This window comes from Gemmobacter aquaticus, from assembly GCF_007859075.1.
Classification (GTDB): Bacteria; Pseudomonadota; Alphaproteobacteria; order Rhodobacterales; family Rhodobacteraceae; genus Gemmobacter; species Gemmobacter aquaticus.
Genome location: NZ_VOAK01000027.1, coordinates 35,868 through 59,344, shown reverse-complemented (window position 1 = coordinate 59,344; position 23,477 = coordinate 35,868). Strand labels below are relative to the sequence as shown.

At 66.9% G+C, this 23,477-nt stretch carries 21 protein-coding genes; 18 read left to right on the top strand and 3 right to left on the bottom strand.

Annotated features, from left to right (window positions below):
* Positions 1–29: 29 nt before the first annotated feature.
* Complete coding sequence (locus tag FQU74_RS18790) at positions 30–2,219, bottom strand: glycosyltransferase (protein WP_146288020.1); 2,190 nt, start codon at positions 2,217–2,219, stop codon at positions 30–32.
* Positions 2,220–2,288: 69 nt separating this feature from the next.
* Between FQU74_RS18790 and FQU74_RS18785 the strand changes: the two genes are divergently transcribed.
* The 8 genes from FQU74_RS18785 (at position 2,289) to FQU74_RS18755 (ending at position 8,868) form a co-directional block, all read left to right on the top strand.
* Entirely contained in the window at positions 2,289–2,693 is a 405-nt protein-coding gene (locus FQU74_RS18785; protein WP_146288019.1) for a hypothetical protein, read from the top strand.
* Positions 2,694–2,739: 46 nt separating this feature from the next.
* Positions 2,740–2,907: a hypothetical protein gene (locus FQU74_RS19360; protein ID WP_158635641.1), complete on the top strand. Its 168-nt coding sequence runs from the start codon at positions 2,740–2,742 to the stop codon at positions 2,905–2,907.
* An 80-nt stretch (positions 2,908–2,987) separates the two neighbouring features.
* Entirely contained in the window at positions 2,988–4,259 is a 1,272-nt protein-coding gene (locus FQU74_RS18780; protein ID WP_229704434.1) for a hypothetical protein, read from the top strand.
* 8 nt (positions 4,260–4,267) lie between these two features.
* Positions 4,268–5,293 (top strand): DUF2169 family type VI secretion system accessory protein, encoded by a 1,026-nt coding sequence (locus FQU74_RS18775; RefSeq protein ID WP_146288017.1) that lies wholly within the window; start codon positions 4,268–4,270, stop codon positions 5,291–5,293.
* Complete coding sequence (locus tag FQU74_RS18770; RefSeq protein ID WP_146288016.1) at positions 5,286–6,392, top strand: 3-oxoacyl-ACP synthase; 1,107 nt, start codon at positions 5,286–5,288, stop codon at positions 6,390–6,392. Before FQU74_RS18775 ends, FQU74_RS18770 begins: the two co-directional genes overlap by 8 nt.
* Positions 6,389–7,435: a DUF4150 domain-containing protein gene (locus FQU74_RS19665; protein WP_229704435.1), complete on the top strand. Its 1,047-nt coding sequence runs from the start codon at positions 6,389–6,391 to the stop codon at positions 7,433–7,435. The genes FQU74_RS18770 and FQU74_RS19665 overlap by 4 nt, the downstream gene beginning before the upstream one ends.
* Before the next feature lie 18 nt (positions 7,436–7,453).
* Complete coding sequence (locus FQU74_RS18760) at positions 7,454–8,203, top strand: hypothetical protein (RefSeq protein WP_146288015.1); 750 nt, start codon at positions 7,454–7,456, stop codon at positions 8,201–8,203.
* Positions 8,200–8,868, top strand: a complete 669-nt coding sequence (locus FQU74_RS18755) for a hypothetical protein (RefSeq protein ID WP_146288014.1) — start codon at positions 8,200–8,202, stop codon at positions 8,866–8,868. Before FQU74_RS18760 ends, FQU74_RS18755 begins: the two co-directional genes overlap by 4 nt.
* 7 nt (positions 8,869–8,875) lie before the next feature.
* Here FQU74_RS18755 and FQU74_RS18750 read toward each other — a convergent pair whose 3' ends face one another.
* Both FQU74_RS18750 and tssH read right to left on the bottom strand, forming a co-directional pair.
* Positions 8,876–9,283, bottom strand: coding sequence for a DUF6484 domain-containing protein (locus FQU74_RS18750; protein ID WP_146288013.1), 408 nt, complete (start codon positions 9,281–9,283; stop codon positions 8,876–8,878).
* The gene (tssH, locus tag FQU74_RS18745; protein WP_146288012.1) at positions 9,276–11,996 is read right to left on the bottom strand and encodes a type VI secretion system ATPase TssH; all 2,721 of its coding nucleotides are present in this window, start codon (positions 11,994–11,996) and stop codon (positions 9,276–9,278) included. The genes FQU74_RS18750 and tssH overlap by 8 nt, the downstream gene beginning before the upstream one ends.
* 170 nt (positions 11,997–12,166) lie before the next feature.
* On the opposite strand from tssH, the gene FQU74_RS18740 reads away from it, so the two are divergent.
* The 10 genes from FQU74_RS18740 to tssJ all read left to right on the top strand — a co-directional run bounded on the left by FQU74_RS18740 (position 12,167) and on the right by tssJ (position 23,464).
* Entirely contained in the window at positions 12,167–14,254 is a 2,088-nt protein-coding gene (locus FQU74_RS18740) for a serine/threonine-protein kinase (RefSeq protein WP_241659884.1), read from the top strand.
* Between the two features lie 96 nt (positions 14,255–14,350).
* The gene (locus FQU74_RS18735) at positions 14,351–15,460 is read left to right on the top strand and encodes a type VI secretion system protein TssA (protein ID WP_146288010.1); all 1,110 of its coding nucleotides are present in this window, start codon (positions 14,351–14,353) and stop codon (positions 15,458–15,460) included.
* Positions 15,461–15,475: 15 nt separating this feature from the next.
* Positions 15,476–16,009: a type VI secretion system contractile sheath small subunit gene (tssB, locus tag FQU74_RS18730; protein WP_146288009.1), complete on the top strand. Its 534-nt coding sequence runs from the start codon at positions 15,476–15,478 to the stop codon at positions 16,007–16,009.
* A 3-nt stretch (positions 16,010–16,012) separates the two neighbouring features.
* Entirely contained in the window at positions 16,013–17,527 is a 1,515-nt protein-coding gene (gene tssC, locus FQU74_RS18725; RefSeq protein ID WP_146288008.1) for a type VI secretion system contractile sheath large subunit, read from the top strand.
* Positions 17,528–17,605: 78 nt separating this feature from the next.
* Positions 17,606–18,097 carry an Hcp family type VI secretion system effector gene (locus FQU74_RS18720; RefSeq protein ID WP_146288007.1) on the top strand — a complete coding sequence of 164 codons (492 nt, stop codon included), beginning with the start codon at positions 17,606–17,608 and terminating at the stop codon, positions 18,095–18,097.
* Positions 18,098–18,167: 70 nt separating this feature from the next.
* On the top strand, positions 18,168–18,884 hold the full coding sequence (gene tssE, locus FQU74_RS18715) for a type VI secretion system baseplate subunit TssE (RefSeq protein WP_146288006.1): 717 nt from the start codon (positions 18,168–18,170) through the stop codon (positions 18,882–18,884).
* Positions 18,884–20,755 carry a type VI secretion system baseplate subunit TssF gene (gene tssF / locus FQU74_RS18710; RefSeq protein WP_146288005.1) on the top strand — a complete coding sequence of 624 codons (1,872 nt, stop codon included), beginning with the start codon at positions 18,884–18,886 and terminating at the stop codon, positions 20,753–20,755. The genes tssE and tssF overlap by 1 nt, the downstream gene beginning before the upstream one ends.
* Positions 20,719–21,759, top strand: coding sequence for a type VI secretion system baseplate subunit TssG (gene tssG, locus FQU74_RS18705; RefSeq protein ID WP_146288004.1), 1,041 nt, complete (start codon positions 20,719–20,721; stop codon positions 21,757–21,759). The genes tssF and tssG overlap by 37 nt, the downstream gene beginning before the upstream one ends.
* Entirely contained in the window at positions 21,756–23,018 is a 1,263-nt protein-coding gene (tagH, locus tag FQU74_RS18700) for a type VI secretion system-associated FHA domain protein TagH (RefSeq protein WP_146288003.1), read from the top strand. The genes tssG and tagH overlap by 4 nt, the downstream gene beginning before the upstream one ends.
* A complete protein-coding gene (tssJ, locus tag FQU74_RS18695) occupies positions 23,015–23,464 on the top strand; it encodes a type VI secretion system lipoprotein TssJ (protein WP_146288002.1) in 450 nt (149 codons plus the stop codon). Before tagH ends, tssJ begins: the two co-directional genes overlap by 4 nt.
* Positions 23,465–23,477 lie beyond the last annotated feature (13 nt).

Below are 23,477 nucleotides of genomic sequence, written 5' to 3'. Positions count from 1 at the left end.
CCTTCCGTGCGAAGTCGGCCTCCGGATGGTCAAGAAAGGCGTGCGACATCGGCTGTGCGCACGGCGTGGCACAGGTCATGGATCAGCCGGGCGGCGTCGGCGGCACCTGTCGCCTGCGGCAGACGCGCCATGCGGTCAACCATCCGCGCCCTGACGTCGGGATCGAGCAGCGCGGCAAGCTCGGCGTCCAGCCCGATGGCATCATCGGCGCGCAGCATCCGCGCGCATCCGATAGAGGCGGTGTGCCGGGCGCGCAGGATTTGCAGGTCCATTTCCTCGGCCTCATTGGGCACAAAAAGCGTGGGAATGGCGCCCAGCATGTTCTCGTGGAAGGTGTTGTAGCCCGCCCCGGCGATCATCGCATCAAAGGCGCGGCTGAAGCGAAAGGCCGGGTACTCCTCAAGCTGGCGCACCTGTGGTGGGGCGGGCTCCGTTGCCCCCCGGATCGGCGGCAACAGCTCCGCCACGGTCACATCAGGGCGCGCGGCCAGCCGGTCGATCAGGCGCGCGCGGATCTCACGAAGGTCAAAGTTCGTGCCCGCGCCCAGCATCAGCGCAACAACGACCCCCTCGCGCGGCAAGCCAAGCGCGTCGCGCGCCGCATCCGCCGACAGCCTCTCACCCGGCTCAACGGCAAGGATCGGCGCGACATGGCTGACCCCCGTCGCGCCGCTGGTCGGGCCACGGTCAAAGCGGGCCGACAGCTCTCCGGGTTCGATCACCATGTCAAAACGGCGCTGCGTGGCTGCGTGCGAGTCGTTGACCGGGCTCCAGAGCGCGCGGCGCACCCAGATCCGCTTGACCCACGGATGCCGTTCGAGCGCAGCCAGCAGGCCGCCGTAGGGGACGTTGCCATCAAAGACCAGGGCGTCAGGCCGGAAGAAGGCGATGACGTCGCCCACCTCGGCGGCAAGAGCAGTGTTCCAGGCCGTGGGATCGGCACCCGTCAACCGGTGATGCGGAATGAACTGCGTGGGAAGCCCCGCCTCGATCGCCAATCTGTAGGCGCGGCTCATGGTCAGGACGGCGGCCTCGGTGCCGGGCGGCAGGTTCCGTGCGATCGCCAGGGCGCGGGTCAGGTGGCCCAAACCCACGCCGTTCGAGGTGACAAACAGCACCCGCCGCCCCTGCCCCTCTGCCCTCGTAGCGCGCACGGGACTGCGCCCGAGGTCGGGGTTCAGGGCGCGCAGCCTTGGCAGCAACCGCTCAGGCCCGAAACGCCCCGTCACCTCGGCCCGAGCTACCCGCGCCTGAGCGGCATAGGCATCAGGGTCGTGGGCCAGCCGGTCGATCAGAGGCCAGACCCCTTCGGGCGGGGCGTAGAACGCGCCGGGTCCGAAGGTCGGCTGAAACTGCGGCGGCAGGATCACCGGCAGGCCGGTCGCCATCGCCTCGGCAATGCCATAGCCAAAAGCCTCGATCCAGCGGCGGCTGTGGTAATAGACATAGGCGTCGAGCGTTGCGAGAAAATCAGGGACCCGCTCTGCTCCAAAGCCCAAAAGCTGCCAACCCGCGGGCAGAGGCGCATAATGCCGCGCGATCTCGGGGCCCGCACCCAGCATCCGCACCCGTACCTCCGGCCGGTCGGGATAGGCAAGACAGGCCTCGTCACGCGTGTCGGGGAACTTGGAAAGTTGCGGGCGCGAATGGCGACCGATGACGATACGTGACGGGTCGGGACTGCGCGGGTGAAAGGGCAGGCCCTCAGGGTCAAGGATGTTCGACCAGTCGGGCAGAACGGTGTGTCCCAGGGTGATCGCCGGGCTCAGCTGATCACGCACCTGCGGGCCGACCGGGGCCAGCAGAACATCGGTGGCCAGAACCTCGGTCAGGTTGGTGAGGACATGCGGCAAGTCATATTCGGCGCGCCCTTCGCCATCAAAGGGCGGATGATGCAGCACCAGCACGGCCACATCGGCCACCACATCGAGAGCGGCGGCCGGAAGCTGCTCAAAAAGGCGCGGATGGTGCAAGAGGGCGATCCGTGCGCGCACTGGCCGGGTGACATCGTGCAGCGTCACCTGCCCGGCGGCAATCCGGGCGGCGATACCGGGGTGCATGACCTGCGGCCCGCCCAGCATGCCGGACAGCACCATGCCCAGCCGAACCGAAAGCCCGGCGCGGTGAAGCGCATCGATCTCGGCGATCAGCGCCGTCGAGGTGCCGCCCGGAAATCGGGGATCGGCAAGGAACAGGATGTCGGTTTCCGCGCGAGTCATCTATTCTGTCCACAGCGTGGCAAGGGGCGACACCCCGACTATAGACCGGCTTTCGGCATGGAGGCAGCAATGTTCTGGCTGGGCGGCAAACCGGGCGACAATGACCCCCCTTCGGTGGGCATCATGCAGCAATGGCCGTCCGAGGGGCGCCCGGTGGTGCTGGTCACACTGCTCGATGCCGAGCCCGAGCGTGTACTGCGTGCCATCCGCGACCACGGCGGGCGACGACCGTGGCGGACGGTCTTTCTGACCACGAGCGACGATCCGCGTGCGCTCTTTGCCACGGGCAGTCCGGTGGAACATCTGCCCGGCCCCGCGATGGTTGCCACCAGCCTGACCGGCTGCGACTGGCCGGCCTACCTGCGCGAACGCTGGCGCCGGGTGCATCAGAAATGGGTGCCGCGCTGGACGGTGAACTATGGCCCGGCCTTTGGCGAATACTTGATCCGATCGGGCAATGGGTCTAGGCTTTAAGTGTTTTAAACGTGTCGTTTTGTGGCATTCTTTCAGGAGTCCACCAATGAAGAGACGACTGATCCTTTTGAAGACTGGCTTGACCCTGGCACTGATTTCTATGGCTGCGGGATGTGTGCCCGAACCCTCGCAAAGCTATGGCAGCAAGCCATCTGCCGCGCCCGCGCCCACCAAGGTCCCGACAACCCGGTCTGCACGCGCCGACAATTACTGATGCCGCCGGGCCATCCGGCCCGCAGCGCCACTTGACCCATCTGCCCGATTTGGCCCGCTTCCTGCGCAAGGATGCCGGAAATGACCGTGAACGCACCGATCCTGAACCTTCGGGTTCTGCGTCTGCACTGCGAGAATGCGGCCTTTCTGGCGGCGCAATGGCCGCTGGCGCAGGATTCGCCCGCGCATCGGATGGTCGACCTCTATGATCTTGAGGATCGCCTGTCCGCGCATCTTGAGGCGCTGGCGCTGGCCGGTCCCGTGGGGCTGGACCTTGCGCTGGAGGGGCTTGTCACTGCGGATGCCGGTGCAAATCGGGGCGAGTTGCATGTCGCGGCCGCGCTTGCCCTTCGCCTGCGTGCCGGGGCAGAGCTTGCGCAGCTTCTGCCCGATCCCGCGTTGACCATGGCGGCGGCAGAACCCCTCGGCCTTGCCGCCGCCATGCTGCCACCCGCTCTGATTGCGCCCAGGCTGCACCGCTGGCTTGACACAGCCGATCCCGTTGCCGTGGCGGCAGGGTTGGTGGCATGCCGCCAGTTGCGTGCCGATCCAGGCGCGGCGCTGGCCCCGTTGATCACCCATCCCGACCCGCAGGTTGCGGCCCATGCCGCCAATCTGGCCGGAGAGTTGGGCCGCGTGGACCTGTTGCCCCATCTGCAACGCCGGATCGCATCCGAGGTGGGAATTGCCGCCGCACGGGCCGCAGCCCTGTTGGGCGACCGGGGGGCTGCGCCCGCGGCACTGGCTGAAAGGCTGACGCCCGCCTGTCCCGCCGATCAGGCCCGGCAGGCTGCGGAACTGCTGCCGCTGATCCTGCCCAGATCGGAGGCGCGCGCCCTGATTGCCGCCCTGTCGCGCGACCCCCGCATGCGACGGTGGAGCATCGTCGCATGTGCCGCCCTTGGCGACGTCGAATTGCTGAACGGGCTGATCACCCTCATGTCCGACCCGGTGCAGGCCCGGATTGCCGGTGCCGCCTTTTGCCAGATCACCGGTGCGCGCATGGGGGCCGAGAATCTTGAGCTTACGCAGTTCCCTGAAGAGCCAGAGGATGGCCCCGCCGATCCGGTGGAGCGGTTCATTGACAGCCACCTCTACTGGCCAGACCCCGACCGTATCCGCGACTGGCTGGCACCGCGCGCCACGCGGATGGCGTCAGGGGAACGTCTGCTTCTGGGCCTTGCCGCCTGGACCCATCCCGCACCGCCGGACCTGCCGAATGATGCCGCCCATCGCAGCCAGCTTGATCTGCGCGCATGGGCGCTGGAGATCGCTTGCCGAAGCCCCGAGGCGCCGCTGCCCAACCACCGTGCCCCCGTGCGGCTGGCCCCGCGCGGCTTCGCGCGACCATAGGCGGGGGCATGATGCTGGACAACCGCACCCCCTGGCCCGCGCAATTCATCCTCGCCTTCGACCGCAAGGGGCATGAACAGGCCGTGACGGTGGTGAAGGCGACCTTTGTGCTGCCCACCGAGCCCGGCGCGCCCTGCCTGCCCGCCGAGGAGCCGCTGCCCCTTACCGAGGCGGATGTGTTTGGCCCCGATCCCGCCACCGATGCGCCCGTGTTCGAGACCGATTTTGCGGCGCGAAAACCCTTTTGCGATGTGCTCTGCCACGGCCGCGCCCATGCGCCCGGCGGACGCCCGGTGACCGAACTTGGCGTCGGCATCCGCCTCGGGCAGTGGTCCAAGCGCTTCATGGTGCATGGCGCAAGGATCTGGCTGCGCCGGCCCACGGGGTTCCGCCCCTCGGACAAGCGGCCCTTCACCAGCCAGCCCATCGGCTATAACGTGGCTTTCGGCGGCATCGACCGGGCACCTTCGGACCCCGAGCGGGTCGAGTACCACCCCGAAAACCCCTGTGGCACCGGGTTCTACCCGTTGCAGAGCGACCTTGAGGGCAAGCCGCTGGCCCTGACCGCCGAATGGGGGGATGAGGCCGCAACGCCGACCGGCCCTTGCCGTCCGATGGCCTTTGGACCGGTCGGGCGAACCTGGCTGCCCCGTCGGCAGTTCGCGGGCACCTATGACGACCGCTGGACGGCCGAGCGGATGCCCTTTCTGCCCGATGATTTCGACGACCGCTATTTCCAGTCGGCAGCGCTGGACCAGCAGGTCACCGCACCGCGCGGCGGCGAGCCGGTCGAGCTGGTGAACCTCTCGCCGCGCGGGCGCATCGCGACCCACCTGCCGCATCTGCAGGTCGTCGCGGGATATGAGCGTAGGTCGGGCCGCATCACGCCGCGTATCGCCGATCTCGATACCGTGCTTTTCCTGCCGGAACAGGACCGCGTGACCCTGACCTACCGCGCCCGCCTGACGGCAGAACGGGACCTGTTCGAGTTCACCCGCATCGCCATCACGGCAGCGGAGGCCAGCCATGGCTGACGCCGCCCCCGCCATCGGCACCTGCCCCGGCCTGTCGGTCATCGGCTACGGGATCTGGAGCGCGCTTGGCCCCGATGGGCCATCAACCGTCGCAGGGCTGCGCACGCGGATGATCGCCTCGGAAACCGGGGCGCTGTGGGATGCGACGGGCGACGCGGGGCTGCCCTTGTTCCGGGTGGCCGCGCATCAATGGTGGACCGGGCCGGACTTCCTGCCCGAACTTGCCGTGCCGGTGATCGAGGAATGTCTGGCGCAAGTCGGCGCCCTGCCCCCCGCCCTGCGTCGCAGGACGGCCGAGGTGCCGATCCTTGTCGCGGCCCCGCCCCGCCATCGCCCGACCAGCCCGCCCGATCCCGAGGCACGGCTTCTGGCCGGGATCGAGCGGCGCTTGGGTCGCCCCCTGCCACCGGGCAGCGGCGTCATCGCCGCAGGGCGCGTCGGCCTGCCGCATCTGGTGGCACGCGCGAGCGCCCAGATCGACCGCTATCCCCTGCAGATCCTCGTGGGGGTCGAAAGCTTCATCCGGCAAGGGCTGGTTGACACCTATCTGGCGCAGGGACGGCTGTTCTGCGCCGCCAACAGCTCGGGCTTCATCCCCGGAGAGGCGGCGGCGGCGCTTCTCGTGATGCGCAGTGGCGCGCGCAATGGCCCCGAACTTGCGATCACCGGCATGGGGGCGGGGCAAGAACCCGGCCGCGACGGCGGATCGCGCGAGGCGGCAGTCACCGGCGCGGGCCTGACCACCGCGATGCGCGCAGCTGTCACCGCCTCCGGGCGTGACTTCTTCGACATTCCCTGTCTGCTCGGCGATCTGAACGGGGAACATTTCAAGTTCAAGGAGGCCGCCATCGCCACCATGCGCATCGACCGCGCCCCGCCTGAAGGCGCAAGCCGCCGCCCGCGCGGCTACGCCGAGCACTGGAACGTCATCGAGGGCCTGGGAGAGATCGGTGCCGCGCTGATGCCCGTCCAATTGGGCTGGGCGTTCGAGGCCGGACGGCAGGGGCGCCTGCCCCAGGGCCGGGCACTGGCCTTCGCCGGCGAAGATGACGGCGCGCGCGTCGCCATGACGCTGGAGATGCGCGGGGGCCCGGTATGAGCAATGTTTTCGCCAATGGTCGCGAGGTTTCGGGCAAGGCCACTCCCAACAAGACGATCGCGGCTTTCCCTGATGTCTGCCTCTCACCTCCCCCACCACCTGCGGGGCCGGTGCCGATCCCATATCCGAACTTCGGCATGGCGTCAGATACGACCGACGGATGTTCGTCGGTTTTCGTGGGCGGCAAGGAGGCGGGCAAGAAGAACGCCTCGAAATACAGCAAGATCACCGGGGATGAGCCCGCGACCAACGGCCTTGGCGCGGGCGTGGTTAGCCACAAGATCACCGGCCCGCTGAAGTTCGCGGCCTATTCCTTTGACGTGATGTTCGAGGGCAGCGGGGCGGAAAGGCTGATGGACCTGACCACCACCAACCATATGAACACGACGAACGGGGCGGTTGGCATGAGCATTGCCTCAGCCGCAATTGGTGCGCGCGCAGGTCAGGCAAAATGCGAAAGACTGCAGACCGCGAACGAGGCCGTGCGCAAGGACCTGCGCAAGCGTAGCCGAGACAAGGACCGCGCGCCAAGCACACGTGAAAACTACAAAGACGCAGCCGCCAAGGCGACGATCACGCATGGAGTATTCACTGCACCGGGCGGCGGATCATCCGTCGTACGTGCCTGCTCACGCAGTCTGGTGAACCGGCGCTATTCCGGCATGTCGAAGGGGATGCCGCTGAAGAAGCCGACCGCCGCGGGGGGACGCAAGCCGAGCAAGGCCTGTGGCGGCCATACCTATGCGGAATCGCGTTCCGACAAACGGGGAGGGGCGCATCCGACCCATACGGAGTCGCGGATCATCGAGGATCTCTTCAAGCCCGGTGCGCCCAATCCGGCTGGGGGTAAGTTGCTGCTGGCGATCGACTGGACGACACCAAGACCACCCGAAACTTCACAGGACGCCTGTGATGCCTGCAAGAAGCTGCTGTGCAAGGTGGATTCCGCCAGCAATCCCGGCTCTGGCTGTATCGAAATCAAGATCTGCCATGGCGATCCCGCCAAACCCAAAAGTCCCAAGGATCTGGGTTACTGCGACTGATCCACATAGGAGGCCGAGTTGGAGTTTCCCGACTATATTCCCCGCGAAGTGCCGCTGGCGGGCGACCGCTTTGTCTGGAACGGAACTCTTGACCACGTTGGTCAGCTTGAAGGTGCAACGCGCTTGATGGCAAAGTTTGGCGACATCAATTCCTGCGGCTGCTTCGCGTTGGCGTCGGGTCTGGCTCTCTGGGGCGCAGCACGGTTTTCCCATCTGATGGATATCTCCACTCTGGGCCACGTTTCCGATGCTGCACTGGCCTTCATGTGCGCCCCACAAAGCGTGGACTTCGGACCAATCCTTGAAGAAAAGGTACCAGAGGCGCCCAAGGTCCTCTCAGCCTTTCGCAAGTTCCGCTGGCTGTCGATGGTCTGCGTGCTTCCCGGTCGCTGGGCCGACAACAAGGTGCCGCCGATGCGCGACCTCTATCACTTGGCGCATCTGCTGCGGCACCTGCTGGACAAGGCCCATCGCCCGGCCTTCGACCTCTGGCTGGATGAGGCCTGCCACAACGTCCGCTATCTGGCCCCCCGCCCGCGCGAGGGGCTGACCAGGCTGGACAACGACGAGCCGACCGCCGCGGAAATCCGCGCCTATGTCGCGCCCTATTGGGGCCATCCGGTACCACGCGCGGCGCTGGTTTCGACCTTGGATGCGGGTGAGGCCGCCATACGCTTCAGGGCAGAAATCGCGGCAATCGACTGGGCTGCCAACCCCTATGTCTCCCGCGCGCCCGACCCCGACGAAGCCTATGGGGTGCTGCGATGAACTTTGACGCCCTTCTGGCACAGGCTCCGGCCATTGCACGGCTGGATTATCCGTGGGACGACTGGAACGTGTTCGATGCCTATCAGGACTATGCCACCGGTCGAGAGGACGACATCGAGGCGCTGAGTGATGCGGCGAAGCTCGCACTGGCGATTGGCCTTGGCGAATGGCTTTTCGCGGCGCTGCACCACCATGATATTGACCACTCGACCGAGCAGCAGCTTGGCGCCGCTTGGACCACATTCTCGGAGACGCATTTCCCGATCTACTGGGAAGTCGATGCCGAGGAATGGGCTGGCCCTTACCGGGGCGTTCTGTCCATGGTCATCACCCTGCTGAACGACGCGATCTTCTGCCTTCACGAAAGCCCGGTGGTGGGTATGCGTCCGGACTGGCTGTTGATGTATTGCCAGATCATCTTCGCCGACCGCGACCCCTTTGCCGATTGGTTCGAACGGGCGCTGGTCGCGCTTGCCACCGTGCCGAGTACACAGGGCGACGATCCCGACTTTGATCCGCTGGATCCAAGGATGGTCTATCGCCCGCCAGTGTCGCGGCTTTTTCTGGGTGACCTTGGCCGGTATGATGAGGCGCGCGAGCGCGCAAGGGTGGCGGCCTTCGCCAATGGGCTGGAGGCCGAGAATCCGCTGGTCGAGCGGCTGTGACCCCCCTTCAGTTCAACTGCACGCTTGCGCCCTGAACGCGGTTGGCGCCCTCGGCGCGGGTCAGAATATCGGTGCCGCGGATCGTGACGCGGCCCTCGGCGGTCAGCGTGATAGAGGCCTTGCCGCAGCGGAGCGTCAGTGCGTCGCGGGCGTTGATCACCTGTGTCGCGCCATCGGCCTCGACCATCACGGCGGGGGGCTGCAACAGGCCGATCAGCAAAAGCCGGGCGCCGGTTCCGCCAAAGGGCAGCACCGCGACCTCCCGGCCGGTCATCGCCGGGCTGACCGGGATCAGCGACGCCGCAGGCTCGACCGGGCCGCCCGCGCGGGAGACAAGCGGCTGGCCCTCAGCATCAAAGCCCACAAGCGTTGCCGACATGGCTTGCGCCAGCAGGCGCGGAAAGCCGTCATCCATTGCCGCCCTCCTCCTCGTCGATGAAGTCATAGCCAAAGCCGCCCGGCCCGCCGGTGACGCGCACCCGACCAAGGGTGCTTCCGTCAAGCTTGCGGTTCAGCACCTGCCGGCTGAGTTCGGGCAGAAGCGTGTTGGTCAGGATCGCATCGATCATGCGCCCGCCGGATTCAACTTCGGTGCAACGCGACTTGATCGTCTCCATCACGCCCTCGCCGATCTCCAGTTCCGCCCCGTGGCCTGCGCGCAGGCGCCGGGCGATACCGCGCAGCTTGTGCCCGGCGATCGCCTCGATCATCGCGTCCGAAAGGGGATAATACGGGATCGTCACGACACGGCCCAATAGGGCCGCCGGAAAGACCCGCAGCAGCGGCGCGCGCAGGGCCGCAGTCAGGTCGTCCTGCTCGGCGGGCGCGCGTCCCGCATCGGTCATGGCCATGATCTCGTCCGAACCCACATTCGAGGTCAGCAGGATCAGCGTGTTCAGAAAATCGATCCGCCGCCCTTCGCTGTCGTCCATCATCCCCTTGTCAAAGACCTGAAAAAAGATCTCGTGCACGTCGGGATGGGCCTTCTCGACCTCGTCGAGCAGGATGACGGAATAGGGTCTGCGGCGCACCGCCTCGGTCAGGATGCCACCCTTGCCGTAGCCCACATAGCCGGGGGGGGCGCCCTTCAGCGTGCTGACGGTATGGGCCTCTTGAAACTCGCTCATGTTGATGGAGATGAGGTTTTGCTCGCCGCCGTAAAGCGCATCGGCCAGTGCAAGCGCGGTTTCGGTCTTGCCCACGCCCGACGGGCCGCAGAGCAGGAACACCCCAATGGGTTTTTCCGGCGCGCCAAGCCCCGCGTATGAGGTCTGGATGCGTGCGGCGATCATCTCCATCGCGTGATCCTGCCCGACCACCCGCTCGGACAGCAGCGAGGCAAGCCCAAGCGCACGCTCGGTCTGGCTGGCCAGCATCCGGCCTGTGGGGATGCCGGTCCAGTCCTGCACGACCGACGCCACCGCGCCCCGATCAACCGAAGGCAGGATCAGCGGGCGCTCACCCTGCACCGATGCCAGTTCCGCCATGCGGGCGCGCAGGTCCGACAGCATCGCAGCCCGATCCTCGGGCGTGGGCGCGGGCGTTTCCTCCTCGGCAGGCGGCAGGTCGCCTGCGCTGCTGGTTTCATCCACCGCTGCACCCGCGCCGCGCAGAGAGGACCGCATCGACAGGATATCGGCAACCAGCGCCTTCTCTGCCTCCCAGCGGGTCGTCGCCTCTGCCAGTTCGGCGTCGGCGGTGGCGCGGGCGGCCTCGACCTCGGCGCGGCGGGCGGTCACGTCGATCCCCACCTGCCCCTCGCGTTCGATGATCGCGGATTCGATCTCCAGCGCCTGCTGGCGGCGGGTGATGTCCTCGACCTCGGCGGGGGTGGCGTGCTGGCTGACGGCCACGCGGGCGCAGGCGGTATCAAGCAGGCTGATCGCCTTGTCGGGCAACTGGCGCGAGGGAATATAGCGATGCGAGAGGCGGACCGCAGCCTCCAGCGCTTCGTCGAGGATCTCGACCTGATGGTGGGTCTCCAGCACGCCTGCAATGCCGCGCAGCATGCGGATGGCGATCTCCTCGGCGGGCTCCTCGACCTTGACCACCTGAAAGCGGCGGGTCAGGGCGGGGTCCTTCTCGATATGCTCCTTGTATTCGGCCCAGGTTGTCGCGGCGATGGTGCGCAACTCGCCCCGTGCAAGCGCAGGCTTCAGAAGGTTCGCGGCATCGCCGGTGCCAGCCGCGCCCCCGGCCCCGATCAGGGTATGCGCCTCGTCGATAAACAGGATGATCGGCACATCCGACGATTGCACCGCATCGATCACCGACTTCAGGCGCTTTTCAAACTCGCCCTTCACGCTGGCCCCGGCCTGCATCAACCCGATGTCCAGCATGTGCAACTCGACCCCGCGCAGGCTGGGCGGCACGTCGCCGCGCGCCAGACGCTGGGCAAACCCCTCTACCACGGCGGTCTTGCCCACCCCGGCCTCGCCCGTCAGGATCGGATTGTTCTGGCGGCGGCGTAGCAGGATGTCGATGATCTGGCGGATCTCGCCATCGCGGCCGATCACCGGGTCGATTTTCCCGGCGCGGGCGCGTTCGGTCAGGTTGGTCGCATAAAGATCCAGCGGCGATTGCCCCCCGGCGGGGGCGGCGCGGGTTTGCTGCGCGGGCGCATCGTCAGTCCCTTCGGCCGAGTCGGCCAGAAGATCGGGCAATTGCGCCAACATCGTAGCGGGGTCGAGCTTGTCGAACTCCAGACTGATCTTGAAGAGCAGCCCTTCCAGCACCGGCACGCGCAGCGCGCCCAGCAAGATATAGGCCGACCGCACGCGATCATCCCCGAACTCCAGCCCGCCAAGCGCCCAAGCCTCGCGGATCGCATGAAAGATGTGGTCGGAAAACTCCTCGACCGCGCTTGCGCCGCGGGGCAGCGCATCCATGGCGCGGGCCAGATCACCCTCGAGCCGGGCCGGATCAACCCCCGCCGCCTGGCAAAGGATCGCCGCATCCGAACGCGGCATATCCAGCAGGCCGGCGATGAAATGCACCAGCTCCACATAAGGATTGCCGCGCGTCTTGGCCGCCTGTGCCGCAGCCGAGAAGGCCTGAAGGCACAGCGGATTGAGCTTGCCTACCAATTCCTTGCGTTTGATCGTCTCGGGGGAACCTTGCCGCGCCATGTCGTCGCCGCCTCCCTGCCAATGCGCCCGCAGCGGCGCGTGTGTCAAAAACCCGAAAAATAAATTCGTCACCTGACTGCGGTTCAGTCTATTCTGGAATGATCGATAAAGCGACTGTTTTGCACGAAGTGACTTTTGCCTGAACGCGGAGGGCTGCGATGCTGGACCCCATGCCGGGCGACATTTTCCGCCCCGGTCAGGTGCTGAACAACACCTATGAGATCGAGGGCGTGATCGGACGGGGCGGCACGGGCGAGGCCTATCGTGCGCGCAATCAGATCTCGGGCCGGACGGTAGCGATCAAGGCGCTGAACCGGCAGTTCTCAGGCAATGATGACTATATCGCGCTCATGCGGCGCGAAGAGCAGATGCGCGATATCGTGCATGATGCCGTGGTGCGCTATTCCGAATGCTCGCGCTCGGATCAGGGGCAGGTGTTTCTGGTCATGGACTATGTCGCGGGTCCGTCGATCAGCGATGTGATGGCCCGGCGACGGCTTGAGCCGCGCGAGCTTCTGATCATCGCCCATCGCGTGGCCGAGGGGCTGGTGGCCGCGCACGGGCGCGGGATCGTCCATCGTGACCTGTCGCCCGACAACATCATTCTGCGCGACAGCAGCCCGGAACGAGCGACGATCATCGACTTCGGCATCGCCAAGGACACGGCGGCAGGCGCGCGCACCATCGTGGGCAACGATTTCGCCGGAAAGTACGAATATGCTGCCCCCGAACAGCTTGAGGGCAAGGCAGAGCCGCGCTCCGATCTTTATGCCCTTGGCGCGCTGCTTCTTGCGGGCTTTCGCGGACAGGTGCCCTTTGCCGGGGCCACGCCAGGCGAGATGATCCGGCGTAAGCAAAGCCCGCTCGATACGACCGGCGTGCCTGAGCCGCTGAAGGGTGTGATCGAGGCGCTGTGCGCCCCGCGCCTGACCGACCGGCCCCGCGATGCCGCATCCGTGGTGGCGCGGCTTGACCAGATCCTGCGCCCTACCTCGGCCCGTGAGAGGCGACAGGCCGAAGGTGCGCCGGGACGGCGCGGCGGCTGGCTGTGGGCGGGCCTTGCGGCGGTCCTGCTGGCCGTGGCGGGCGGGGCCGCATGGCAGATGGGGCTGGTCCCTGGACTGACCGAGACACCCCTGCCGCGTGCCGATCCCTGGCGGCTGGAGGCTGCGGCCCCGCAGGATGGCGCGGCCCGCCTTTCGGGCAATGCGCCCGACACCGATACCGCCGTGGCACTGGCCCGCGCCTATGGCACGGCAAGCGGGGTCATGCCGCCTGAAGGGGCGCTCACACTGGCGACCGGGATGCCCGGCCCCGGCTGGCCAAAGGCCGCATCCGACATTCTGGACGAGATGCAGGGGCTGGCCGACTGGTCGATCACCCTCTCGGGCACCACGGCCGAGGTGTCGGCACTTGCCCCCGATGCCACCTTGCGTGACGCGGCCGTTACGCGGCTTGACAGTTGGGCGGCCGCGTCGGGCATGACGCTGACCCGCCGCATCGCAGCCGGACCGCGCGCGTTGCCGGTCGCCACCGTTGCCGATGCGCTGGCGGCGCTGGCTGATTGCGGGCCACTGGCGCAGGCGGCGGCAGAGGGAAGTTATGCGCTTGGCGACACGATCACCGTCACCGGTACGGTGGCCAGCGCCCAGACCACCGACCGTCTGCGCGCGGCGCTGCTGCCTGCGATCGGTGACCGGCGCCTGCAGATAGATGCCTCCGTCCTCGACCCCAACCTGTGCGCGGTGCAGGCGGCCCTGCCCGAGCTGCCCGCGAACGGGCTATCGATCTGGCTGGGTGACGGCATGACCGGGCAGGCCAATCTCTCGGGCGTCTTCCACGCCGGACAGAACCCGATTGCCGAGGTGCAGGCGCCTGCAGATGCCGCCCGTGGCATGCTGTGGGTGGCGATTGTCGACACGACCGGAAAGGTCTTCAACATCCTGCCCAACATCCACAACGAGGAACAGGCGCTCGGCGCACTTGGCGTGGTCGAGGGGGGCCTGCGGCGCGTGCGTGTGCTGCACCGTCTTGCAGATCTGGCAAACGATCCGAACCTGATGGCGATGCGCGTCACCGATGCCGATTTCGGCAAGAGCATGGTGGTCGCGATCCTGTCCGACCGGCCGCTGTTTCCGACCCGGCGCCCGACCGAGGAATCCGTTGCATCCTTTGTCGCGGCGCTGTCCGAAACCCGCGCGGCCGATCCGGGCAACCTGCGGGCCGTGGCCACGCGCCTTCTTGACTCGCGCCCTTGACCCTCACCGAGAACGTTGCGCGAATCAGTCTCCTCTGACACGATTTGAACCAGATTTGTTAAAGTTCCAGTTTACTTATTGAAAGGCAGTCGGGCGATGGGGGAACTTGAGGAGTTCCTCGCCCCGGTGGACCATTCCAATCCCTCCGGGGTCGAGTTACGCAACGATGCACGCTTCCATGCGCTAGAGCGCAGCCTTGAACCTGCGGCGCGCAGCGCAAGGGTTGTGGGCGACTCTGCCACGCCGCGCACGCCGCCCATCGACTGGGACGGCCTGTTGAAAGATGCGGCCGAAATGGCCCGCTCGGGCCGCGATCTGCGGCTTCTGGCGATGGTGACCCGCATGGCGACCCATCAGCGCGGGCTCGAAGGGCTGGGCGACGCGCTTTCGATGCTGACAGCAACCGTAGAGCAATGCTGGGACCACTTGCACCCTGCCCTGCGCGACGCGCCGTCGCGGCGTGAGGCGGCGCTGCGGCGCATCAATGCGCTCTATCAGCTGGAGAACACCGACAACGGCTTGATGACCGACCTTGCGTTGAACACCGTCTTTACCCTGCGCGGGATCGGCGCGGTGACGGGCAGCGATCTGGCCGCCGTCGCAATCAACCGGGCCACCGTCATTTCCGAGGCGGCCGATGGTCTGGGCGAGAAGGAAAAGGCCGCTCTTGCCGCCGCGCATGAGGCACAGGTGGCAAGAACCTCGACCGCGCTCAAGGCCCTTGCCACAGAGCGGCCCGAGGAACTGGCAGCCCTGGCCGCCGCCGCAGGCCGGGCGCGCGCCGCCCTTTCGGCGCTGGAGGCTGCTCTTGACGCCCGTGTCGCCGAAAACGGCGTGGGCGTGCGCTTTGCCGCCCTTGGCACCTTGATCGGCCGTATCGCGCAAAGCCTTGCCGGGGCCGAGGCTGCCCCTGCGGACACCGCCGCACCACAGGCCGATGGAGCACCCGCGCCGGTCATGCCGGCACCCGAGGGCGGCGCGGCCATCCCCGGCCAGATCACCTCGCGCCGCGAGGTCGAGCGCTGCCTCGACCTGATCATCGACTTTTACGAACGGACCGAACCGTCCTCGCCCTTGCCGCATCTGGCGCGGCGGATGCGCAAGATGGTGCCCATGACCTTCATGCAGCTGATGGAAGAAATCGCGCCCTCGGGGATGAAGGAATTCCGCGCCGTGGCTGGTGTGATCGACGAGAAATCAAAGTGACAGGAGAGCCGGGAGATGAGCGAAAGTAAGGCAAAGGTAATCGAACGCAACCGCGCCCCGCGTGTGCAGATCGCCTATGACGTCGAACATTACGGCAGCCCGACCACCATCGAATTGCCCTTCGTCATGGGCGTGATGGCCGATCTGGCCGGCAAGTCGGAAACCCGCGAGGCGATGAAGCCCGCCGCCGAGCGCGCCTTTGTCGAGGTCGACGCGGGGCGCTTTGGCAAGTTCATGGAGGCACTTTCGCCACGCGTGAAGGCCCGCGTGCCCAACCGCCTGCCCGGCAGCGGCGAGGACGCCCCGGATGAGGAGATGTTCGTCGACCTCAGTTTCAAGTCGATGGGCGATTTCGCCCCCGACAAGATCGCCGAACAGGTGCCCGCGCTGGCCGAGTTGCTGAGGATGCGCCGGCAACTGGAAGAGCTGCTCGGCTACATGGACGGCAAGGTCAGTGCCGAAAAGCGCATCGCGCAACTGCTGACCAATGAGCCGCTGCTGGCCCAGGTCGCCGAAGAGGCGATCAAGGCCACCAAGACCGGAGAGTGAGCCATGGCCGAACAGGAAAAACAGGGCACCGCCCCCGCCGCATCCGAAGCCCAGGCCATCGATCTGGGCGAATTCAGCGACCTGCTGGAGAAGGACTTCCGCGTCCGTGATGATGAGAGCGCGAAGCTGCAGAAACTGGTTCAGAACCTTGCCATCGCCGCGACCGAGCGGTCCGGCACGGCCACGATTTCCGGCAATGCAGTCAAGTCTATCAAGTCACTGATCGCGGGCATCGACAGCCTTCTGACCCAGCAGATGAACGAGATCCTGCACGCCCCCGAGGTGCGCCAGATCGAAGGCACATGGCGCGGGCTCTATTACCTTGTGAACAACACAGAGACCGACCAGAAGCTGAAGATCCGGGTGCTGAACATCACCAAGGACCAGTTGGCCGACCAGCTGGAGGATTTCGAAGGCCAGATGTGGGACCAGTCGCCCGCCTTCAAGAAGCTCTACACCGAGGAATACTCGATGTTCGGGGGCGAGCCCTTCGGCGCCATCGTCGGCGCCTATGAGTTCAGCCACCACCCCCGCGATGTGGGGCTTCTGCGCAACCTCTCGGGCATCTGTGCCAGCGCCCATGCCCCCTTCATCGCCGCCGCTGCGCCACAGTTGTTCCGCATGGAAAGCTGGCAGGAACTGCCCAACCCGCAGGACCTGCAGCAGATCGTGTCGTCCCCCGACTATGCAAGCTGGCAATCCTTGCGTGAAAGCGAGGACAGCCGATACATCGGCCTGACCATGCCGCGCGTGCTGGCCCGCCTGCCCTATGGGGCGGCCACCGTTCCGGTCAAGGGCTTTGCCTTTGAGGAAGAGCTCGACGGCAAGCATGACCATTACGTCTGGATGAACGCAGCCTTCGTCATGGGCGTGAACATCAACCGCAGCCACAAGCTTTTTGGCTGGGGCACCCAGATCCGAGGCGTGGAATCGGGTGGTGCCGTGCTGAACCTGCCGGTCCATACCTTCCCCACGGATGACGGCAGCGTTGCGATGAAGTGCCCCACCGAAATCGCCATCGATGACCGACGCGAGGCTGAACTGGCCAAGCTCGGCATGATGCCGATCCTGCACCGCAAGAACACCGATATCGCGGCCTTCATCGGCGCCCATTCTCTGCAGGATGACGAAACCCGCGCGGGCCGGCTGGTCGATACCGATGCGCAGGCCAACGAACGGCTTTCGGCAAACCTGCCTTACCTTTTCCCGGTGTGCCGCTTTGCCCATTACCTGAAGGCCATCGCCCGCGACAAGATCGGCACCTTCAAGGAACGGGCCGACATGCAGGTTTGGCTCAGCGAATGGATCAACCGTTACGTGCTGGCCAATACGGCGATGGCCGATGACAAGCAAAAGGCCAAGCGCCCGCTCGCGGCCGCCGAGGTGCAGGTCGACAGCGTAGAGGGACGGCCCGGCTATTACGCCGCGCGCTTCTACTTGCGGCCGCACTACCAGCTGGAAGGCATCAACGCGAGCCTGCGGCTGGTCTCAGAACTGCCTTCGGTGAAGGGCGCCTGACGCGCGCGCCCTGCGCCATTCCCGGAGGATCGCTTGTTTATTTAGTGCAGATGCGACTGAACCGAAAGGAATGAGACAATGGCATTTACCGGTTATCTGAAGATCGAAGGAATCGACGGCGAGTCCAAACGCGCGGACCACGAGGGCGAGATCGACTGCTTTGGCGTGGGCTGGAGCGTGGTGCAATCCTCGTCCGCAGCCACCGGCAGCGGCCGCACCCGCGGGCGGGCCAAGATCAACGATTTCACATTTTACAAGTGGATGGACGCGGCCTCGCCCTATCTGGCGCTGGCCTGCATGCAGGGCAAGGCCTTTGAGGAGATCGTCTTCATGGCCCGCAAGGACTCGGGCGAGGCGCATCTCGATTATCTCGAGGTCACGCTGAAGAAGTGCATCATCACCAGCTACCAGATGTCCCAGACCAGCGAAGAGGTCGAGGGCAATGACATGATCAAGGAAGAGATCAACATCTCGTTCGAGGAGGTCAAATACAAATATGTCGTGCAGGCCGACGACCATTCGGCCGGCGACGAGCATGAGGTCGAATACGATCTGGTTGCCGGCAAGTAACGCCGCGCGTCTGACACCCGCGCCCTTGCAATCGGCAGCCTGACTGCCGGCCAGCCCGGAGACCTGCCCGATGATCGATGCCAATGTCCCGATGCAGTCTCGACAAGAGGCGGTCCAGCCCAGCCTCTGGGACCGGCTTGTGGATGACTTGCCCGGATTGGCTGCCGAGATCGCGCGGGCGCGGGCGGAACTGGCGCGCGACATTGGCGAGACCCGCCTGGCGGCCCTGATCGACCGGGGCCGCCGGGGACTTGATCAGGACAGCACCCTGACGGACGACCAGCGCCGCGCGCTGGTCCTGCTGTTCAACCGGCTGGAGCGGCACAGCTTCCTGCAGGAACGCGGCATCGTCGTCACGCCTGAGGTGCTGCGCGAAGCGGTCCGGCGCGACATCGAGGCGTTGTTCAACGTCGAACGCATGGAGTCGCGGCTGCTGGTCACGCCCACCGAACGCGGGACGGCGCTGGACCCGGCCGATGTGCTAGCCGATTTTCCCCATGTGCGCCGCTCGGTCCTCAACTATGGCGTGCCCTGCTTTTCTGGCCGGCGCGCCCGTGACTTTGACCCCGAGGCACTGGCCCGCGAACTGCGCGAGGTGGTGGCAACCTTCGAGCCCCGCCTCAAGCGTGACAGCCTGCGGGTAAAGGTCGAGACGGGCGCCAAGACCGGTTTGCGCGTGGTGATCGAGGGGGTGCTGATGCTGACCCCCACACCGGAACGCCTGCGCCTTGCCACCACCATTGACCTGGACAGCGGCCGGGCCATGACCGCGCGCGAGGATCGCTGATGGACAGGCATTTCCTCAGCTACTACGAGTCCGAACTCGCCCATATCCGCGAGCTGGCGGTTGAATTTGCCGCGCTGCATCCGGTGGTGGCGCAAAACCTGTCGCTGACTTCGGTCCCCTGCCCCGACCCTTATGTCGAGCGGCTGCTGGAGGGCGTCGCATGGCTCGCCGCCCGGACGCGCTACAAGGTCGAGGCGGAATCGACCCTGCAGGTGCGCAACCTGCTTGATGCGCTTTACCCTGACCTCGTAGGCCCCGCGCCTGCCATGTCCACCGTGGTCCTGCATCCGGGGCCGCAGGTCCAGACCATGCCGCAGGGCCATGTCGTGCGGCGCGGAACGCAGATGACGGCGGCCTTCCGCGAAGGGCTTGCCACCCGCGCGACCTATGCGACCGCGCAGGACGTGACACTCTGGCCCGTGGCGATCGACAGTGCCGACTATCTGCCGGACCGTGGCGCGATCAAGGCGCTGCGCCTGCCCGATGCGCAGACCGCAGAAGCCGAGGCGGCCATCCGGCTGGTCTTGCGCCGTGCCGGTCCCGGCGCGCTGGCCGAGCTGTCGCTTGACCGGCTGGATGTCAACTTTGCAGGAGGTGCGGCCTCGGGCGCGATCTTCGATGCGGTCTTCGGTGCAGGCGGCGGGGTCTGCGCCCGACCCGAGGGCGGTGCCTGGCACATGGCCTCCCCTGCCGCCATGCTGGGCCTTGCCGATACCGAGGCGCTGTTGCCCCGCCTGCGCCCGGCCTTTGAAGGCTACCGGCTGCTGCGTGAATACTTCCTGATGCCGGAACGCTTTCACTTTCTGCGCCTGTCCGGGCTGAACCCCGCCCTGCGGGCTGCCTCGGGCAAGGTGGAGATCCTGCTTCCCTTGACCCGGCCTGCGCCCGGTCTGGCTGATCTTTCTGCATCGGCCTTCCGGCTGTTCGCCACGCCGGTGGTGAACCTCTTTGAAAAGGAATGTGGCCTCGTCGAGCTTGATCCACGCAGGACTGCGCATGTGGTGCATGCCGACCGCGCCCGCCCTCTGGATTTCGAGATCTACCGGCTGCTCAACGTCGAGGATGCCGAGGCCGAGGGGCCAGAGGCGCGCCTGCACCAGTTGCATGCGATGGACCAGATGCGCGGATCGGGGCTGGTCTATACCACTGAACGCCGCTCGCGTCGGCCAACCGAGGATGAACTGCGTCGCGGCCAGACCCGCACCAGCCATGCCGGATCTGACCTCTATATCTCGGTCGCGCGCCTTCCCGGCGGCGCCGAGCCGCGCGCAGTACGCCGGCTGGATATCCGCGCGCTCTGCACCAATCGCGACCTGCCGATCCTTGATGACCAGCCGCGCCTGACCCCCGAGACCGGCGATCCGCTGGCCCGGATCGAGTTGATCGCGCCCCTGCGCCGCCCGCGACCGGCGTTGCAGGCGGGGCTTCCGCGCGTGGGGCAAGAGGGTGAGGCCGTGCAGGATGATCTGGCATGGCGTCTGGTGGGGCAGCTTGCGCTCAACCATCTGTCGCTGGCCGAAGAGAACCGCAACGCCGAGCCCTTGCGCGCGCTGCTGGACCTCTACGCCGACCGCGGCGACCCGGCCTTGACGCGCCATGCCCGCGCGATCACCCGCGTCAGCGCGCGCACGATCACCGAACGGTTGGGCCTGCCGGGGCCGCTCTGTTTCGGCCGCGGGGTCGAGATCACGCTGACGCTGGATGAGGCGGTGCTGTCCGGCGGCGCCGAGCTGCTGCTGCCCGCGCTGCTGTCGCAGCTTTTCGCACGCCATGCCGGGATCAACAGCTTTGTGCGCTGCAAGACGCGCCTTTCGCACAGACAACAGGAGGTGGCATGGCCGATGACGCCGGGCATACGCGCGCCGATCTGACGGCACCGCCGACGGAAACGGTCGAGGCCGGGTTCTTCCGGCTACTCGCCGGGCTGGAGGGGCCGGGACGCCGCTTTGGTCGTGCCGGTCGTCCGGGCGATGAGCCTGCCCGACTGGGTCAGCGTGCGCGCCTTTCAGTGGCCACGCGCGACATTGCCGGGATGCGCCCGGCAACGCCCCATCGCCCGGCCGAGGTCGAGGTCGAGGTGCTGGGCCTTCTAGGCCCCGAAGGCGCCATGCCGCTGCACATGACCCGCTGGATCATGGCGCGCCTGTCCGAGCGCTGGTTCGCGGGTGGCCGGGATACCGCCTCGGCCGATACGACCTTTCTTGATTTCTGCAACATGCTGCAGCATCGCCAGCTTGCCCTTTTCTGGCGGGCCTGGGCCGAGGCGCGGCCCGAGGTGCAACTGCCTTTCGGTCAAGGCGGCATGACGCTGGCGCTGACCGACGCCCTTGCCGGGATCGGCATGCCCGGTATGCAGATCGAGGGCGCCTCGCCCGCGCTGAAGCGCCGCCACGCGACCTCGCTGGGGCAGGCGGTTCAGGGGGTAGAGCGGCTGACCCGGCTTCTGGCCGATTTCATCGGTTCCCCGGTTCGGCTGATCGAGTTCGTGGGCCACTGGATGCCGATCCCCGCGCCCCTTCAGACCCGTCTTGGGCAGGCGCATTCCCTCCTTGGCCAGGGTGCGGTCGCGGGCGCGCGCAGCTATCAGCGCCAGACCCGCGCCGAGCTGCGCATCGGGCCGATCGATCTGCCCGGCTTTCTGCGTCTGGCCGATGATCTGCCGTTCCGCGCCCGTCTGGCTGATCTGGTGGTTTTTGCCGCCGGGCGCGAGATCGACTTCGACCTGCGCCCGGTACTTGCCGCGCCCGAAGTGCCTGCCGCCCGCATCGGTGCCAGCCGGCTTGGCCGCACCGCCTGGATCGCGCCATCAGGGCGGCGCGAGGGCGACGACCTGCGCTTGCGTAGCTTTACCGCGATGACGGAGGGCACGACATGAGCCTGCGTCTGGTGATCGAACATTCACCCTGCCCGCAGCCCCAGACCGAGCGCGTCCATCTTGGCGGCGATCTCTCGATCGGGCGGGGGGCGGATTGCGATTGGCAGATTGACGACCCCGAGATGTATGTCTCGCGCCGCCATTGCATCGTCACCGTGCGCGATGGCCGCTACAGTGTCACCGACGCCAGCCGAGGCGGGGTCTTCATCGATGGCGCCGACCGGCCACTTGGTGCGGGCAACTCGGCGCCGCTGCAACATGGCACGCGGCTTCGGCTGGGCGATGTGGTGATCCGCATCGAGCTTGTCGAGGCGCAGCGCACCGAACCCACCCCGCCGGCCCGGACCGAGGGGGGCTTCTTCTCCCGCGACGATTTCTTTACCCGGCCCGTGGCCGAGGCCGCGCCGCCCCCGCCCCGCCCCGAAAGCCTGCCCCAACCCTTTGGCAACCGCCCCGCCCCGCAAGCCGCGCCGCAGCGGCTGGACAGCCACTTCGCACTGGAGACCGCGCGCGCGCCAGCGGCCGAGGGTTTCGGCGCCGACAGTTTTTTCGGTCAGGTGACGCCCGATCCTATCCCTGAACCCGCCGCGCCGCCCGTGGTTGCGCCTGCCGAGCCCGAGCCTGTGCGGATACGCGAACGGCCTCCTCAGGTGGCGCCACCTCCCATGGCAGCGCCCGCATCCGACGCGCTGACTGCAGCCTTCCTGCGGGGGCTTGGCCTGGGCGATACCCCAGTGACCGAGGCCGAGATGGAGGCGCTTGGCCGCCGCTTTGCCCTGCTGGTCGAGGGGCTTGTGCAGCTTCTGCGCAGCCGCGCAGCGGAAAAGGGCAGCGCCCGCGTGGCCCAGACGGTGATCGGCGCCGCCGATGTGAACCCGTTAAAGTTCCTCGCCACGCGGGACGAGATTCTGGCCGCGCTGATACGCCCGCGCGGGCCGGGCTATCTTGACCCCGATGCCGCGATCGGGGCCGCTTTCCATGACCTGTCCGACCATCAGCGCCGCACATGGATGGGCGTGCAGGCCGCGCTGCGCCAGATGATCGACCGCTTCGACCCCGCGACCTTCGAGGCCGAGGTGACCGAGGCCGGACTTCTGAAGTCGCTGCTCTCGGGCGGGCGCGGAGCCCGGCTGTGGCAGCTTTACGAGACGCGCTATCGCGAGATGGCCCGTGCCGCCGAGGGCCGCTTTCTGGGCGAGATCGGCGCCGATTTCCGCGAGGCATATGAAGGCACAACAGACCGGAGGACAGACCCATGATCGACCGACGCATGTTCCTGCTGGCAGCCGCCGCCCTGCCGGTTGCCGCCTGCACCCCCGCAGGCCCCGGCGCCGCCACGGTGCGCGCCACCGCCCGCGCCGGCATGAACCCCGGCCCCGATGGCGCCGACCGTCCGGTGACGCTGCAGGTGGTGCAGATGCGCGGCAGCGGCGCCTTTGACAGCGCCGATGCCTTTGCGCTGCAATCGCCGCAGGCAGCCCTTGGCGTCGATTTCATCCGCGCCGACGTGATCACCCTGCCGCCGGGCGGCGACGTGTCCAAGGTGATCGCCTTTGATGCCGCGACAAGTGTTCTGGGCGTGATCGCGGGTTTCCGCGATCCGGGCGGCAAGGTGTTCCGGGCCAAGGTCGGGGTCGATCCCACCTCCTCGCCCGGCTTTCTGGTGGATGTCGGCCCCTCGGGCATCAGCCTGATGCCTGCCTGACGAACGGAGAACC

Excerpts from the sequence above, each read along its gene's own strand:
- FQU74_RS18790 (WP_146288020.1), bottom strand. The coding sequence starts at position 2,219 with ATGACTCGCGCGGAAACCGACATCCTGTTCCTTGCCGATCCCCGATTT.
- FQU74_RS18785 (WP_146288019.1), top strand. The coding sequence starts at position 2,289 with ATGTTCTGGCTGGGCGGCAAACCGGGCGACAATGACCCCCCTTCGGTG.
- FQU74_RS19360 (WP_158635641.1), top strand. The coding sequence starts at position 2,740 with ATGAAGAGACGACTGATCCTTTTGAAGACTGGCTTGACCCTGGCACTG.
- FQU74_RS18780 (WP_229704434.1), top strand. The coding sequence starts at position 2,988 with ATGACCGTGAACGCACCGATCCTGAACCTTCGGGTTCTGCGTCTGCAC.
- FQU74_RS18775 (WP_146288017.1), top strand. The coding sequence starts at position 4,268 with ATGATGCTGGACAACCGCACCCCCTGGCCCGCGCAATTCATCCTCGCC.
- FQU74_RS18770 (WP_146288016.1), top strand. The coding sequence starts at position 5,286 with ATGGCTGACGCCGCCCCCGCCATCGGCACCTGCCCCGGCCTGTCGGTC.
- FQU74_RS19665 (WP_229704435.1), top strand. The coding sequence starts at position 6,389 with ATGAGCAATGTTTTCGCCAATGGTCGCGAGGTTTCGGGCAAGGCCACT.
- FQU74_RS18755 (WP_146288014.1), top strand. The coding sequence starts at position 8,200 with ATGAACTTTGACGCCCTTCTGGCACAGGCTCCGGCCATTGCACGGCTG.
- FQU74_RS18750 (WP_146288013.1), bottom strand. The coding sequence starts at position 9,283 with ATGGATGACGGCTTTCCGCGCCTGCTGGCGCAAGCCATGTCGGCAACG.
- tssH (WP_146288012.1), bottom strand. The coding sequence starts at position 11,996 with ATGGCGCGGCAAGGTTCCCCCGAGACGATCAAACGCAAGGAATTGGTA.
- FQU74_RS18740 (WP_241659884.1), top strand. The coding sequence starts at position 12,167 with ATGCCGGGCGACATTTTCCGCCCCGGTCAGGTGCTGAACAACACCTAT.
- FQU74_RS18735 (WP_146288010.1), top strand. The coding sequence starts at position 14,351 with ATGGGGGAACTTGAGGAGTTCCTCGCCCCGGTGGACCATTCCAATCCC.
- tssB (WP_146288009.1), top strand. The coding sequence starts at position 15,476 with ATGAGCGAAAGTAAGGCAAAGGTAATCGAACGCAACCGCGCCCCGCGT.
- tssC (WP_146288008.1), top strand. The coding sequence starts at position 16,013 with ATGGCCGAACAGGAAAAACAGGGCACCGCCCCCGCCGCATCCGAAGCC.
- FQU74_RS18720 (WP_146288007.1), top strand. The coding sequence starts at position 17,606 with ATGGCATTTACCGGTTATCTGAAGATCGAAGGAATCGACGGCGAGTCC.
- tssE (WP_146288006.1), top strand. The coding sequence starts at position 18,168 with ATGATCGATGCCAATGTCCCGATGCAGTCTCGACAAGAGGCGGTCCAG.
- tssF (WP_146288005.1), top strand. The coding sequence starts at position 18,884 with ATGGACAGGCATTTCCTCAGCTACTACGAGTCCGAACTCGCCCATATC.
- tssG (WP_146288004.1), top strand. The coding sequence starts at position 20,719 with ATGGCCGATGACGCCGGGCATACGCGCGCCGATCTGACGGCACCGCCG.
- tagH (WP_146288003.1), top strand. The coding sequence starts at position 21,756 with ATGAGCCTGCGTCTGGTGATCGAACATTCACCCTGCCCGCAGCCCCAG.
- tssJ (WP_146288002.1), top strand. The coding sequence starts at position 23,015 with ATGATCGACCGACGCATGTTCCTGCTGGCAGCCGCCGCCCTGCCGGTT.